We start from the raw sequence: 12,718 nt of genomic DNA on the forward strand, positions 1-12,718 counted from the left end.
CGTTCGGGCGGCGCGGGCGTTCACAGCAGCGGGGCCAGGGCCTCGGTGGCGATGCGCAGGGCCGGGGCGTACGCCTCGATCTCCTCGCGGGAGACGAGGAAGGTGACGGTGGTGACGCTGACCCCGCCGACCGGCCGGCCGTTCGGAGCGAGGATCGCGGCGCCGACGCAGCGGATCGTCGGCTCGTTCTCCTCGTCGTCCAGCGCGAAGCCGCGGGTGCGGATCTCGGCCAGTTGCGCCCGCAGGGCCCGCGCGGTGGTGAGCGTCCTCGGCGTGCGGCGCGGCAGCCCGGTGGCCGCGACGAGCGCCTCCACCTCCTCGGCCGGCAGGTGCGCCAGGATGCTCTTGCCGATCGCCGTCGTGTGCAGGGGCATGCGCATACCGGTCCGGGAGGCCGTCCGGAAGGGCTGCTCGCTCTCCAGCTTCCGGATGTAGGTGATCGTCTCCCCGCTGTGCAGGGCGAGGTGCACCGTCTGGCCCGTGGCCTGCCGGAGGTCGCCCAGGATCCGCTCGATGCTGGCCGGTTCCCCGCCGCTGACCAGCGCGGACAGCCCGCGCAGCCGGGGCCCCACCCCGTACCGGCTCTCGCTCTCCTGGCGTACGAAGCCCTGCTGGACGAGCGAGGCGAGGATCCGGTAGGTGCTGGATTTGGGCACCGCGGCCGCCGCGGTCACGTCGGCCAGCCGGTGGGGCCCGCCCGGGGCGGCCACCGCCTCCAGGACGCGCAGGGACTTCTCCAGCGCGGAACCGGCCGCCGAGGTCCGTCCGGCGCGGACGCCGCCGTCCTGCGACTGCTCGGCCTCGTCGGCCCCGTTCGTTGACACGGAGTCTCCTCGGGTGTGTAGGGTCTAGACCAGCTGGTTCCGGCATACGATACTCCGTTCCACTACGTGGAACAAATAAGGAGGGTTCCTTGTCCTGCCACCCGTACGCGGTGATAGCCGCCCAGCGGCTGCTGCCGGTGCTGCGCGACACCGACGCGGACGCGGCCGTCCGGCGGACCACCGCTCTGCTCGCCGCGGGTTGCCGGGCCGTCGAACTGACCACCTCCACCCCCGGCTGGGCCGGGGCCGTCACCCGCACCACCGCGCTGGCCGACGCACGCGGCCGCCCCGCCCTCATCGGCGTCGGCACCGTCACCACCGCCGAGCAGGCCGAGACCGCCCTGGATGCGGGCGCCGGCTTCCTGATCTCCCCCTACCCGGCCGCCGAGGTCCGCGCCGTCGCCGAACGCCGCCGAGCGGTCTTCATCGAGGGCGGATTCACCCCCGGGGAGATCGCCGCCGCCGTCCGGGCCTCGGGCGCCGCCAAGGTGTTCCCGGCCCACGTCGGCGGCCCTCGGTTCATCCGCTCCCTGAGGGCCGTGCTGCCCGGGGCCTTGATCGTGCCGACCGGGGGCATCCGCCCCGCGGAGGTCCGGGACTGGCTCGCCGCCGGCGCGGACGCCGTGGGCATCGGCAACGGCCTGCCGACCGAACCGGACGAACTGGCCGCCGTGTTCGCCGCCCTGGACCGGCCCTGCCGCGCCGACCGCGCCGACAGGGCACACCGCGCCGACGGCGCCGACCGCGCCGACCCCGCCCGGCCCCGGGGGTCCGCGTGCTGAACGGCAGCGGCCGGCCCGGGGCGGACCGCTACGACGTGCTCGTCCTCGGCGAGGTGCTCGTCGAGATCCACGCCGGTACCGCCCTGCGCGAGGCCACCGACGGCACCCCGGCCCGGCTCTCCTACTCCGGCGACGCCCTCAACGCGGCGGCCGCCGCGGCCGCCGCCGGGGCCCGCACCGCCCTGCTCGCGGTCGTGGGCGACGACGAGCTGAGCGTGCCGCTCCTGCGCCGGGCCGAAGAGCTCGGCGTGGACGTCTCCCACGTCCGCCGGGCCCCGCACCCCAACGGCGCCTACCTGCTGTCCGCCGACACCGAGGGCGACCGCGAGTTCGTCTACTGGCGGGCCCGCAGCGCAGGTTCCACGCTCTCCCCGCGCCACGTCGCATCCTGGCGGGAGCTGCTGACCGGCTCCGGCGCGCTGATCACCAGCGGCGTCACCGGAGCCCTCTCGCTCAGCAGCCGCGCCGCCGTGCTGGCCGCCGCCCGGGCGGTGCACGCCTCGGGCGGGCACCTCTCGTACGACCCCAACTTCCGTCCCCGGCTGTCCGGCCGGACCGAGGCCAGGGAGCTGCTCACCCGGATCGCCCCGCTCACCGGCCTGCTCAAAGCCTCGTGCCCCGCCGACGCCCGCGCGCTGGTCGGCACCGACGACCCGCGCACCGCGGCCGTCCGGCTCCGCGCGCTCGGCGCCCGTACGGTCGCCGTCACCTCGGGCGCCGACCGGCTGCTCCTCGACCACGGGGGCGCGGTCACCCACCACCCCGTGCCCGTCAACCCGGCGCCGCTCGACGCGACGGGCGCGGGCGACTGCTTCACCGGCACCGCCACGGCGCGGCTCGTCCTGGGGGACTCCCTCGCCGAAGCCGTGGCCTACGGCGCCGCCGCCGCCTCGCTCTCGGTCTCCGGCCGTGGCGGCACCGGCCGCGTCCCCTCCTTCACCGAAACGGCGGCACTGGCCGCAGCCCACCGGAACGGCACCCGGTAACCCGCGGCCCGCCCCGGCCCCGCCCCGGCCCCCGTGCTGCCACCGCCCTGACGCGCCCGTCCCAGGTGTATCGATCAGGAGCGTTCGCCCCCGAGAGCACCCGGTTCAGGAATCGAGCCACCCACCTGCCCTCACCGGCGGCGACTTGTACATCACCTGGACCGGAAGCGACGACCGGCCTCGACGTCGGCCGGCTCCTTGGCGTGTTCGCCCTGGTGCGGCCGGCGACGCCTCTTGCGACGAGACGCCCTCAATGGGACGGGCGGCTTCTCAAGCGTGCTGTCGTTGGACGACTTCCGGCAGGGACAGCCGACCGCATCGTGCAAGCTTTATGGGTCTTTTCGTGGTGATATGTGCATCTGTTGGCGCCGATGAGGAGGGCGCCCCACGGGGAGGACGTCCATGAGTCGAAAACATGTTCTGCGGGGCCGTACGGCTGTCGTCACGGGCGCTGCCCGGGGTCTGGGTGCGGGCCTGGCCGGCGAGTTGGCCGCGCGCGGGATGCGGGTCGCACTGCTGGGGCGCGAACGCGAGCGCCTCGAAGAGATCGCCCGTACCCTGCCGGTCGAAACCCGCTGCTACGCGGTCGACGTCACGGACGACAAGGCGATGGACCACACCGCACGGGCAGTCTCGGACACGCTGGGTCCGCCGTCCGTGGTGATCGCCAATGCCGGGATCGCCGAGGGCGGTCCCTTTGCCACCTCGGACCCGGCCACGTGGAGACGGGTCATCGAGGTGAACCTGGTGGGCAGCGCCGTCACCGCCCGCGCCTTCCTCCCCGGCATGCTCGCCACGCGCGGCTACTTCCTGCAGATCGCCTCCACCGCCGCGTTCGGCTCGGCCCCCCTCATGAGCGCCTACTGCGCTTCCAAGGCCGGGGTGGAATCGTTCGCCCAATCCCTCCGAGCCGAGCTCGCCCACCAGCACGTCGCCGTCGGCATCGCCTACGTCCACTGGACGGACACGGACATGATCCGTGATGCCGACGCACACACCGTGCTGAGGGAACTGCGGGCCCACATGCCACCCGGGGCCCGCCGCACCTACCCGGTGGCCCAAGTCGCGGGCTGGATCGCGCGGAGCGTCGACCACCGGTCGCCCACCGTGTACGCGCCACCCCGACTGCGCTACGTCCAGCCGCTGCGGCCCTATCTGCCCATGGTGGTGACCGCGGTCTCGCGCCGGGCGCTGCCGCGCCTGGCCGAACGCGGCCGGGTGGAGCCCACCGGCCTGCTGGGCGCCGGCGGACGATCCGACCGGCACGCCACGAGGTCCACGTCCCAAGCGGACTGACGCGTTCGCCACCGGATGCGGTTCGAACCGGCCGGTCAAAGGATGCGTACCGACCCTGCACCGGGCGGCGGCGGTCGGGAATTCCACGGTTCCGGTACGGCGGGCGCGGACGCATGCCGCGGGGGCCGGTGTCGCTGTCTGTCGCTGTAGGCTCGGGACGTCTCGTACCGCACTCGCCGCCCCGGGGATCCCCTCATGCCGCACACCGGTCCGCAGTCCGTCGACCGGGCGCTGGCCTTCCTCGACGCCGTGGCAGCGGCGGACGGCCCCGTCAGCGCCAAAGTGCTGGCGCGCCGGACGGGGTGCTCGCTGTCCACGGCCTACCATCTGCTGGCCCCGCTGACGGGCCGCGGCTACCTGCTCAGGACGGCGCGGGGGTACGTACCGGGCCCGGTCGTGCCGCGGCTGCACCGGAGCTTCCTGCGGCAGCTGGAGCCCGCGCCGCGCACCGCCGAACTGCTGGTCCGGCTGCGCCGCGCCACCGGCGGGGAGGCGTACTGCACGACCTACCGGGACGGGCTGATCACGGTCGTCGACACGACGGCGCCCGTCACGGACACCGCAAACCCCTTCACGCCGGGACGGGAGACACGGGCGCACGCCACCGCGCACGGCAAGGTGTTGCTCGCCGCGCTCCCCCGGCAGACGCGCAGGCGCTACCTGGCGGAGCACGGCATGGCGCGCCTGACCGACGCCACCATCACCGGCGCCGACCGGTTGGAGGCGGAGCTGTCCCGGGTGCGCGGGCAGGGCTTCGCCGTCTCCGTCGGGGAGGCCGACCCCGCGTTCACCTGTGCGGCGGTCGCCCTGTCGGGGCAGCGGCCGCGCGAGGACGCGGCGGTGCACGCCCTGTCCGTGGCCCTGCCGGCGTCGGAGTTCCGGCGGCGTCCCGGGGAGATCCGTACCGCGCTGTCCCGGGCGGCGGCCGGCTTGCTCTGACGGCGCGGCGCCGTGGTGCGCTGTCCGTCCCGGCGCTGCCGTCCCGGCGCTCTCCTCCCGGCGCTTCCCCTCCCGGCGCTTCCCGGCCCTGCGTTTTCCGGCCCTGCCGGAATCGGCGCGTACCCGGCGTGCGGGGTGCGGGCCGCGGTGCCAAGCTGGTCCGTATGATCTTCATTGCCGTCAGGTTCGACGTCCGTCCGGAGCACAGCGACAACTGGCTCACCCTCGTGGACGACTTCACCCGCGCCACCCGGAGCGAGCCCGGGAACCTCTTCTACGACTGGTCGCGCAGCGTCGACGACCCGAACAAGTACACGCTGCTGGAGGCCTTCGCCGATGCGGAGGCGGGCGCCGCGCACGTCGCGTCCGCGCACTTCAAGGCCGGTATGGAGACGCTGGCCGGTGCCATCGCCGCCACCCCGGAGATCATCCACGTCGAGGTCCCCGGCCAGGGCTGGAGCGCCATGGCCGAGCTGTCCCCCCCGCCCCCGATAGGTTGACTCAGAGGTCGTCTCCTCCCTTTGTTCCGTTTATTTCAAGGGGAGTTCGACCGCCCTCAGCCGGCCATGGGCGTGGCACCGCTCCGTCACGGCAACGCGGCGGTCGGCGAACGGTAGGGCGCCGGGCGGTCCGGCCGGAGTCCGCGCGGGCCATCCGCTGCGGAGGCGCACTTCTTCCCGCGGGTGCGAGTGCCGGCCGAGTGGCGCCGGTATTGAGGCTGCGAGACCATCTCAATCGGGGGACTTGTGCATTCTTCGACGCTTGGGAGCGTAGCCATGAAGGCAAAGCCCGCATGCGGGCCGGAGCGCGACCCCGAGTTCTTCCGCGAACTCGACAGCGTGTTCGCCAAGTACCCCGAGGCCGCTGACAGGTATGCGGTGACCTGCTTGAGGATGGAGCTCGAAACACTGAAGATCGACTTCAGCAAGCAGCAAGGGGTGTCGCGCATCGAGGACGGTCGCATCATCACGGAGTTCCACGATCGAGACGACGCCACGCCGCGTCGCCGCGCCTGCTGTGCATGGAAGCCCAGCGCGGGGTGCATCAGGCAGTGTGAGGAGTGACTCCTCACCCCCAGGGCGGTCCGCGGCGAAGCCGAACACGTCCCATGGGATGACCTGTTGACCGGCACGATCCGAAAGTGACGCCCTACGCGTCGCAGGCGTCCTGTCCGTCGGGCGAGGCCAGCAGTTCCACCTCCCGCGCCGACAGCCGCAGCGCCCCCGCCGCGATGTTCTCGGCCAGGTGGTCGGGATCACCCGTACCGGGGATCGCCAGCACGTGCGGCCCGCGGCTCAGCGTCCACGCGAGGCGCACCTGCGCCCGGGACACGCCGTGGGCCCGCGCCACCGCGCGCACCCGCCCGCTGTCGTCCGCGACCGCCCCGGACTCCTTGGCCGCGCCGGCGATGGCGAAGAAGGGGACGAAGGCGACGCCCTGTTCCCCGCAGGCGTCCACGAACGCGTGGTCCTCGGCCGGCGAGCCGATCCCGTACGGGTTCTGCACGCACACCACCGGCGCGATGGCCCGGGCCTCGGCGAGGTGTTGCGGGCGGGCGTAGGAGATGCCCAGGTGCCGGATCAGGCCGGCCGTGCGGAGCTCGGCCAGCGCCCCGAAGTGCTCGGCGATCGGCCCGTCCGCCCGGGCGGGACGGATGCGGAGGTTGACCAGGTCCAAGTGGTCGCGGCCCAGCTGGCGCAGGTTCTCCTCCACCTGCCCGCGCAGCTGTCCGGGTTCGGCCCACCACCAGCTCCCGTCCGGATGGCGACCGGGTCCCACCTTGGTGCTGATGACCAGGTCGTCCGCGTACGGGGAGAGCGCGCGGTTGATCAGTTCGTTGGCGGAGCGCAGCCGGGAGAAGTAGAACGCGGCCGTGTCGATGTGGTCGACACCGAGCTCCACGGCGCGGCGCAGCACGCCCACGGCGCGGTCCCGGTCGCGCGGCACGGCGTCGGCGGCGAACGCCCGGCCGCTCTGCGGCAGTCGCATCGCGCCGAAACCGATCCGCTTGACGCTCAGGTCGCCGAGCCGCCAGGTCCCCGCGGCCGCGGCATCGATCATTTCGGTACTCATGGCGCGACCGTATCCGGCCCATGGGCCGGACAGGCCAGCCGGTAGGTGGTGGGACGCCGCCGGGCCGGATCACAAGGCGCGGCCCGGCGGCGCCGGTCGGGGGTGGTGCGGGTGGTGCCGGTGGAGTGGATGGTCAGGGTGGGGCTTGTCGTGCGGAGGGTGTGCGTGGTGCGGGTAGGGACCGGTGCGGGTGGTGACCGGTGCGGGTGGTGACCGGTGCGGTCAGCGGCCGCGCAGGCCCCGGTCGACGGCCGTCATCAGCTCGCCGTCGGCGGTGTCCGCGTCCAGCGACCAGAACATGGCGCCGCCCAGGCCCTCCTCGCGGATGTAGCGCGTCTTGGCGCGCAGCACCTGCGGGTCGTCGTACGTCCACAGGGTGGTGCCGTCGAAGAGCCAGGCGTGGCCGCCCCGCACGTCGCGGTGGAGCCGGTAGGTCCCGGATTCGGCCAGCTTCTTCAGCGCCTTGTAGTCCTCGTACCCCGCGGACCAGGTGGCCGGTGCGGGGCCCGTGGCGGGCTGTCCCATCCCGTCGCCGCCGCCGCTGACACCGGTCCAGCCCTGGCCGTAGAACGGCAGGCCGACCACGAGCTTGTGCGCGGGCGCGCCGCGCCGCTGCCAGGCCTCGACGGTGCCCTGGACGCTGAAGTCGCCCCGGGCGCGGAGCGCGGACTGCTGGGCGGTGACGGGCTCGCCGGAGACGTGGAAGTCGTAGCCCTGCAAGGTCACGAAGTCGAGGTCGCGCATGATCCGGCGGACGTCGAAGCCGGCGTCGATCTTGGCCGGGGCGGTCGGTACGAAGGCCGTCAGCTCGTAGGCGGTCTTCTTCGGCCGGCTCTTCGCGTAGGCGTCGAGCTGTGTGCGGAACTCCTTGACCAGCTCGGTGAAGTTGCGCCGGTCCTCCGGACGGAACTTCGTGTCGGTGTCACCGGCGGAGCCGGGCCACTCCCAGTCGAGGTCGATCCCGTCGAACACCCCCGCGGCCGCGCCCGCGCCGCCGCGGGTGCCGTCCTGGGGCAGGTTGCCCTTGATGTAGAGGTCGATGCAGGACTCCACGAAGGCCTTGCGGGAGGCGGGGGTGAGCGCGGCGTCCGAGAAGTGGGTGGACCAGCTCCAGCCGCCGAGCGAGATGAGCACCTTCAGGCCGGGGTGCTTGGCCTTGAGCTCGCGCAGCTGGTTGAAGTTGCCCGCCAGCGGCTGCTCCCAGGTGTCGGCGACCCCGTCCACGGAGTTCTCGGCGTCGAGCGGGCGGACGTAGTCGGCCCACGCGTCGGCCTCACCGGGGACGTTGCCGGTGAAGCACTTGCCCTCCGGGCTGACGTTGCCGAAGGCGTAGTTGATGTGCGTGAGCCTGCCGGCGGAGCCGTTCGCATCCAGGTCCTGGACCTGGAAGTCCCTGCCGTACACGCCCCATTGGGTGAAGTACCCGACCTTCTTGTACGAACGGTCGTGGGCGCCCGGCTCCTTGTCGTGCGATGCGCCGGCCGCGGGTGCGAAGGCGGTCAGCAGGGAGAGGGAGCAGGCGGCGATGACCAGCCTGCCGAGCATGCTGCGGCGCATGGGCTTCCTTTGCGGATGCGGGGAGTGGGGCGTGAGCGCGTGCGCGGTGCAAGCCGGAAACTATTGGTCTGGACCAGAGTGGTCAAGGGGGTGGCGGAAAGTGCCAGGTCGGACGGCCCGCCCCGGACACGTCAGGAACGGGGTTCCGGGCGCGGGAGCAGCCGGCCGCGGTGCCGCGGCCGGGCCGGAGCGGACGCCGGACCTATCGGCCGCCCGAAAGGATTCGGCGCCCGTGGCGGATCGGAACTTCCACCCGGTTGATCGATGTAATGAGTGGATCTTCGGCCCGAGCCGTGTCATGGTTGGTCTCGCCGAAGGGGTGTAGCTCAGCTGGTCAGAGCGCCGGTCTCCAAAACCGAAGGCCGCAGGTTCGAATCCTGCCGCCCCTGCCACGCAGAACGGGACGCGCGAGCCTCCTGTGCTGGGAAAAGGTACGAGCCCCGCCGATGATTCGGCGGGGCTCTCTTGCGTTCAGGATCGCCAGCCGGCCCCCCGCCGGCCCGAACGCCTGACGATCCGGCCATGGAAGCCCTGCCCGACGCTGGAGTCGGCTGCCGGGTGGGGAGTCGCGAGAAAAGCCCAGGCTGGAAGGGGACCGGCCGAGGCAGTCAGCGGGTGTCAGCCAAGCGGGTGCTGCCAGTGCAGGTTCGGCGAACCGTCGATCCAGTACGTGTGCGCGCGCTCGGTCACCCGCAGCCGCAACTCGGCGATGCCGGGCCGGCCGAGGTCGTGCCATCCGAGAAGGGCGCGCTCGATGTCGTCCCACAGGGATACGGGGCCACCCTGACGCACGAGCCATCCGTCGTCGTCGTTCACCAGCTCGGCGAAGGCCTCCCGGTCCGGGTCGAAGAGGTAGAAGAGCGGTGCGCCCGTCGCCGTCCGGGCTCGTAGGACTTGGGCTGTCGGTGCTGCCAGCTGCGCCAGGACGGCCTGCATCGGCTCGTCGAGGTCGGTCGGAGCGACCGAGGCCGGCCGTTCCGAACTGGGGTACGCCACGCGGGAGGACAGGTCTCCGGCGATGGGCACGACAGCCTGGGAGCGTGCCTGCATGAAACTGGCGTGGGCGATGAACCGCCCTTCGGCCGTCCCGTCATCGCCCACGGTGACCTTCGCGAGGCCGGTCCCGCTGAGCAGCGACCCGATGGTGGCGAGGATGACGCCGCCGGGGCGGGTCTGCCGTACCCACGTGTAGGGGATGCGTCGGACTCCGCAGGTGGCGATCACCCTGTCGTAGGGGGCGCGCCGGGGCAGACCGAGGAGCCCGTCCCCCGTCACGGTCCAGGTGGAGAAGCCGAAGGCCTCCAGGGCCGTGTCGGCGCGGGCGGCGACGCCCGGATCCACTTCGATCGTCGTGACGTTGTCTTCGCCCAGGCGGTGACACATCAAGGCAGCGGAGTACCCGGTGCCCGTGCCGATCTCCAGCACGCGGTGCCCGTCCTCGACCTCCAACTCCTCGATCATCTCCAGGACCAGCCGCGGGATCGTGGATGACGAGCTCGGGGTGCCTGGTACCGGGCCGGGAGCCTGGTCGGGGGTGAGGTGCCCGTCGAGCTGCGTGACGAGGGAGTCGTCGGTGTACGCGATCCGGGCCCACTCGGCCGGGTCCGTGCCGGCCGCGGTTACGGGCTTCCAGAGTCCCCCGCCGGTGGGGAGGAAGACGCCGGGGTGCAGGAACACCTCACGGGGGACGGCTTCAACGGCTTTCCGCCAGGCCGGGGTGCGGATCGCGCCCGCGGCTTCGAGCCCATCGGCGAGGGCCTGCCGCTGGGGGCTGGTATCGATCACCGGGTACCTCCTCGGGAGAGCAGGTCAGCGAAGGCGGCCGCCATGGGGAGCCCGGTGTGCTCCTCCAGCCAGCCCCACTGACCATTCGGATTCAGCTCCAGCAGCCAGTAGGCGCCGGCACGGTCCACTGCGAGGTCGAAGCTTCCGGATACGAGGCCGAAGGCATCGAGGAAGGCGAGCAGGGCTTCCTCCAGCGGGGCGGGAAGCGTGGCCACCGAGTACGCCAGGGCAGCGTAGTCCCGCCGCCAGTCCAGGAGTTCGGAATCGATGCGCACAGCGAAGACTTGGCGGCCTACGATCGTGACGCGGACGTCGCACACCTTGTCGACCCGTGCCTGGAAGAGGTGCGGGACGACTCGGATCCGGTCGTCGATCTCGTCTGCGGTGACCTGCTCCGCCCACGACACAACAGGGACGCCGTCCCGCTCGTAGGGCGTGGCCCGGAGCGTCTTGTGGATCACTGCAGGGTGAGCGGCGGCGAACTCGCGCGCGTCGGCCGGGTCGTTGGTGATCAGGGTGGGTGGCGCGGTCAGCCCCAGGCGAAGAGTGCAGGCCAATTGGTGCGGCTTGTAGGCGGCTTCGGCGTTCCGCATGGGGTGGTTCACCCAGAGGGGGCCGTGGAGCGCGTGCAGCACACCGCCGAGCCCGTAGCGCGTCTGCGCGGCCGCGAACCGGGCGTCGTCCGGTCCCAGGTGGGTGAAGGACGGCCATGTCGGGCGGCGCCAGTACACCGCTCCCACGTCTTCCAGGTCGGCGGCTCTCGACGGGGTGAGCATCCGCCCGGCCGCGTGGGCCGGGCGGACGCCGTACCGAGCCGAGACCGTCAAGCCCTCGCCGGCCGAGCACTCCTGGCGGACCTCGCTCATCGCCTCGATCATCGCGAAACTGGAAGGCGCGGACCCCGCGCGGGCCGCGTTCCTCGCCGTCTGGCACGACACCCAGGAGACCCGCACCGGCGACGTGAACCACCTGGGCAGGAAGTACTCGACCGCAGCCGATCCGGCGGCGGTGACCGCCGACCAGACGGCGGGTATGCCCGAGATTCTGGCATCGACGATTCAGGATCTGGTCGCGGAGTACGAAGCCAAGGACTCGCCGGAGGCGATCTGCGCGCGTGACGCCGACAAGCTGGAGTGCTTGCTTCAAGGGATCGAGTACCGAGCCCAGGGGCGAAAGCGCCCCCTCCCCGCGGGAACTCCCGCCGATGCGGGCCTTTCTCGTTTGGCGGGGGCGTGCGGGTCGGGGCGGCGGAACGTGTGGCAAGCTGGGGCGCATTGCCCAGGCGGTGCAGGACAGGAAACCGGTGCGATTCCGGTGCGGTCCCGCCACTGTGACCGGATTCCCCGCGCGGGGAACCGGAAGTCAGACACTGACGCACCGCCTCTTCACGTCGACCAGGGGACGCGGATCCCCCGGAGAGGCTTCGCCATGTCACGTTCCCGCGCCGCTCTGCGCGCACTCGTACCCCTCGCTTTCCTGCTGCCCGTGGCCGCCTGCGGTGCCTCACCGGACGCGGGGAAGCCGGCCCCCGGCGCGGCCGCCGCGCCCGGATTCCCGTACACCGTCACCAACTGCGGTGTGAGCACCACCTATCAGGCTCCGCCGCGACGCGCCGTCACCATGAACCAGCACGCCACCGAGGTGCTGCTCGCCCTCGGGCTGGAGGACCGGATCGCCGGCTCCGCCTACCTCGACGACGCGGTGCTGCCCGCCTACCGTCCGGCCTACGACAAGATCAAGGTGCTGGCCCGGGAGTACCCCTCCCAGGAGGTGCTGCTGGGCGCGGACCCCGACTTCGTGTACGGCGGCTACGCGAGCGCCTTCGACAAGGCGCAGGGCCGCGACCGCGAAGGACTCGGCAAGGCGGGGATCAACACCCGGCTCAACGTCGAGTACTGCACCGAGGGCCCCGTCGGTCTCGACGTGCTCAAGACCGAGATCACCGAGGTCGCCCGGACCTTCGGCGTACCCGAGCGGGGCGCGCGGCTCATCGAGGAGGAGCAGCGGCGCGTCGACGCCGTCGCCGCCCGGGTCAAGGACAAGGCCCGGCCGACCGTCTTCGTTTACGACTCCGGCGAGGGATCCGCCTTCACCTCGGGCGGCAGGGGGATCGGGACCGAGATCATCTCCCTCGCCGGAGGCGCGAACGTGTTCGCCGACCTCGACGACACCTTCGGTGACGTGGCGTGGGAGAAGGTCATCGAGCGCAAGCCCGAGGTCGTCCTCATCTACGACTACGGCGGCACCACCGTCGACGCCAAGAAGCAGCGGCTGTTGAACGACCCGGCCCTGGCGGAGGTTCCCGCCGTCAAGAACAGGCGGTTCGTCGTCCTGCCGCTCTCCTCGGCCGTCCTCGGCGTCCGGGTCGCCGACGCCGTCGAGGCGCTGGGCGGCCAGCTGCACCCCGACGCCGCGTGACGCCCCGTCCGTCCGTGGCCCTCCGCGGGGCCACCGCCGGTCCCGGAGCCGGAGCCCC

At 72.5% G+C, this 12,718-nt stretch carries 12 protein-coding genes, 1 tRNA gene, 1 pseudogene and 1 riboswitch; of the genes and pseudogenes, 9 read left to right on the forward strand and 5 right to left on the reverse strand.

Annotation, left to right across the window (positions count from 1 at the left end; translation table 11 throughout):
* Positions 1-20: 20 nt before the first annotated feature.
* On the reverse strand, positions 21-824 hold the full coding sequence (locus ACWFQ8_RS20050) for an IclR family transcriptional regulator (RefSeq protein ID WP_453787589.1): 804 nt from the start codon (positions 822-824) through the stop codon (positions 21-23).
* A gap of 89 nt (positions 825-913) precedes the next feature.
* Here ACWFQ8_RS20050 and ACWFQ8_RS20055 point away from each other — a divergent pair, with 89 nt between their 5' ends.
* From ACWFQ8_RS20055 to ACWFQ8_RS20080, 6 genes are all read left to right on the forward strand, one after another.
* A complete protein-coding gene (locus ACWFQ8_RS20055; protein ID WP_453787590.1) occupies positions 914-1,606 on the forward strand; it encodes a bifunctional 4-hydroxy-2-oxoglutarate aldolase/2-dehydro-3-deoxy-phosphogluconate aldolase in 693 nt (230 codons plus the stop codon).
* The gene (locus tag ACWFQ8_RS20060; RefSeq protein WP_453787591.1) at positions 1,600-2,592 is read left to right on the forward strand and encodes a PfkB family carbohydrate kinase; all 993 of its coding nucleotides are present in this window, start codon (positions 1,600-1,602) and stop codon (positions 2,590-2,592) included. The genes ACWFQ8_RS20055 and ACWFQ8_RS20060 overlap by 7 nt, the downstream gene beginning before the upstream one ends.
* Positions 2,593-2,994: 402 nt before the next feature.
* On the forward strand, positions 2,995-3,888 hold the full coding sequence (locus ACWFQ8_RS20065) for an SDR family oxidoreductase (RefSeq protein ID WP_453787592.1): 894 nt from the start codon (positions 2,995-2,997) through the stop codon (positions 3,886-3,888).
* Between the two features lie 195 nt (positions 3,889-4,083).
* The gene (locus ACWFQ8_RS20070) at positions 4,084-4,827 is read left to right on the forward strand and encodes an IclR family transcriptional regulator (RefSeq protein WP_453787593.1); all 744 of its coding nucleotides are present in this window, start codon (positions 4,084-4,086) and stop codon (positions 4,825-4,827) included.
* Between the two features lie 164 nt (positions 4,828-4,991).
* On the forward strand, positions 4,992-5,327 hold the full coding sequence (locus ACWFQ8_RS20075; protein WP_453787594.1) for a putative quinol monooxygenase: 336 nt from the start codon (positions 4,992-4,994) through the stop codon (positions 5,325-5,327).
* 276 nt (positions 5,328-5,603) lie between these two features.
* Positions 5,604-5,891 (forward strand): hypothetical protein, encoded by a 288-nt coding sequence (locus tag ACWFQ8_RS20080; RefSeq protein WP_453787595.1) that lies wholly within the window; start codon positions 5,604-5,606, stop codon positions 5,889-5,891.
* Positions 5,892-5,976: 85 nt separating this feature from the next.
* Here the strand turns inward: ACWFQ8_RS20080 and ACWFQ8_RS20085 are convergent, their stop codons facing one another.
* Together ACWFQ8_RS20085 and ACWFQ8_RS20090 are read right to left on the reverse strand one after the other, a co-directional pair.
* The gene (locus tag ACWFQ8_RS20085; protein WP_453787596.1) at positions 5,977-6,900 is read right to left on the reverse strand and encodes an aldo/keto reductase; all 924 of its coding nucleotides are present in this window, start codon (positions 6,898-6,900) and stop codon (positions 5,977-5,979) included.
* A 222-nt stretch (positions 6,901-7,122) separates the two neighbouring features.
* Positions 7,123-8,457 (reverse strand): glycoside hydrolase family 18 protein, encoded by a 1,335-nt coding sequence (locus ACWFQ8_RS20090; RefSeq protein WP_453787597.1) that lies wholly within the window; start codon positions 8,455-8,457, stop codon positions 7,123-7,125.
* Between the two features lie 315 nt (positions 8,458-8,772).
* On the opposite strand from ACWFQ8_RS20090, the gene ACWFQ8_RS20095 reads away from it, so the two are divergent.
* Positions 8,773-8,849 (forward strand) — tRNA-Trp (locus ACWFQ8_RS20095).
* Positions 8,850-9,075: 226 nt separating this feature from the next.
* On the opposite strand, the gene tgmC is transcribed toward ACWFQ8_RS20095, so the two are convergent.
* Both tgmC and ACWFQ8_RS20105 read right to left on the reverse strand, forming a co-directional pair.
* Positions 9,076-10,242 carry an ATP-grasp peptide maturase system methyltransferase gene (tgmC, locus tag ACWFQ8_RS20100; RefSeq protein ID WP_453787598.1) on the reverse strand — a complete coding sequence of 389 codons (1,167 nt, stop codon included), beginning with the start codon at positions 10,240-10,242 and terminating at the stop codon, positions 9,076-9,078.
* Positions 10,239-11,120, reverse strand: coding sequence for an ATP-grasp ribosomal peptide maturase (locus ACWFQ8_RS20105; RefSeq protein WP_453787599.1), 882 nt, complete (start codon positions 11,118-11,120; stop codon positions 10,239-10,241). The genes tgmC and ACWFQ8_RS20105 overlap by 4 nt, the downstream gene beginning before the upstream one ends.
* Between ACWFQ8_RS20105 and ACWFQ8_RS20110 the strand changes: the two are divergent.
* Together ACWFQ8_RS20110 and ACWFQ8_RS20115 are read left to right on the forward strand one after the other, a co-directional pair.
* Positions 11,074-11,412: pseudogene (locus ACWFQ8_RS20110) on the forward strand (HD domain-containing protein); the annotation flags it as partial. The gene ACWFQ8_RS20105 and the pseudogene ACWFQ8_RS20110 overlap by 47 nt on opposite strands.
* 82 nt (positions 11,413-11,494) lie before the next feature.
* Positions 11,495-11,634, forward strand: a riboswitch (cobalamin riboswitch).
* 36 nt (positions 11,635-11,670) lie between these two features.
* On the forward strand, positions 11,671-12,660 hold the full coding sequence (locus tag ACWFQ8_RS20115; protein ID WP_453787655.1) for an ABC transporter substrate-binding protein: 990 nt from the start codon (positions 11,671-11,673) through the stop codon (positions 12,658-12,660).
* Positions 12,661-12,718: the final 58 nt, after the last annotated feature.

Source organism: Streptomyces sp. NPDC055254, assembly GCF_053606025.1.

What these genes read in the sequence shown, in the direction of transcription:
- ACWFQ8_RS20085 (WP_453787596.1), bottom strand. Translation starts at nt 6,900, where the DNA reads ATGAGTACCGAAATGATCGATGCCGCGGCCGCGGGGACCTGGCGGCTC.
- ACWFQ8_RS20105 (WP_453787599.1), bottom strand. Translation starts at nt 11,120, where the DNA reads ATGATCGAGGCGATGAGCGAGGTCCGCCAGGAGTGCTCGGCCGGCGAG.
- ACWFQ8_RS20070 (WP_453787593.1), top strand. Translation starts at nt 4,084, where the DNA reads ATGCCGCACACCGGTCCGCAGTCCGTCGACCGGGCGCTGGCCTTCCTC.
- ACWFQ8_RS20080 (WP_453787595.1), top strand. Translation starts at nt 5,604, where the DNA reads ATGAAGGCAAAGCCCGCATGCGGGCCGGAGCGCGACCCCGAGTTCTTC.
- ACWFQ8_RS20090 (WP_453787597.1), bottom strand. Translation starts at nt 8,457, where the DNA reads ATGCGCCGCAGCATGCTCGGCAGGCTGGTCATCGCCGCCTGCTCCCTC.
- ACWFQ8_RS20075 (WP_453787594.1), top strand. Translation starts at nt 4,992, where the DNA reads ATGATCTTCATTGCCGTCAGGTTCGACGTCCGTCCGGAGCACAGCGAC.
- ACWFQ8_RS20065 (WP_453787592.1), top strand. Translation starts at nt 2,995, where the DNA reads ATGAGTCGAAAACATGTTCTGCGGGGCCGTACGGCTGTCGTCACGGGC.
- ACWFQ8_RS20115 (WP_453787655.1), top strand. Translation starts at nt 11,671, where the DNA reads ATGTCACGTTCCCGCGCCGCTCTGCGCGCACTCGTACCCCTCGCTTTC.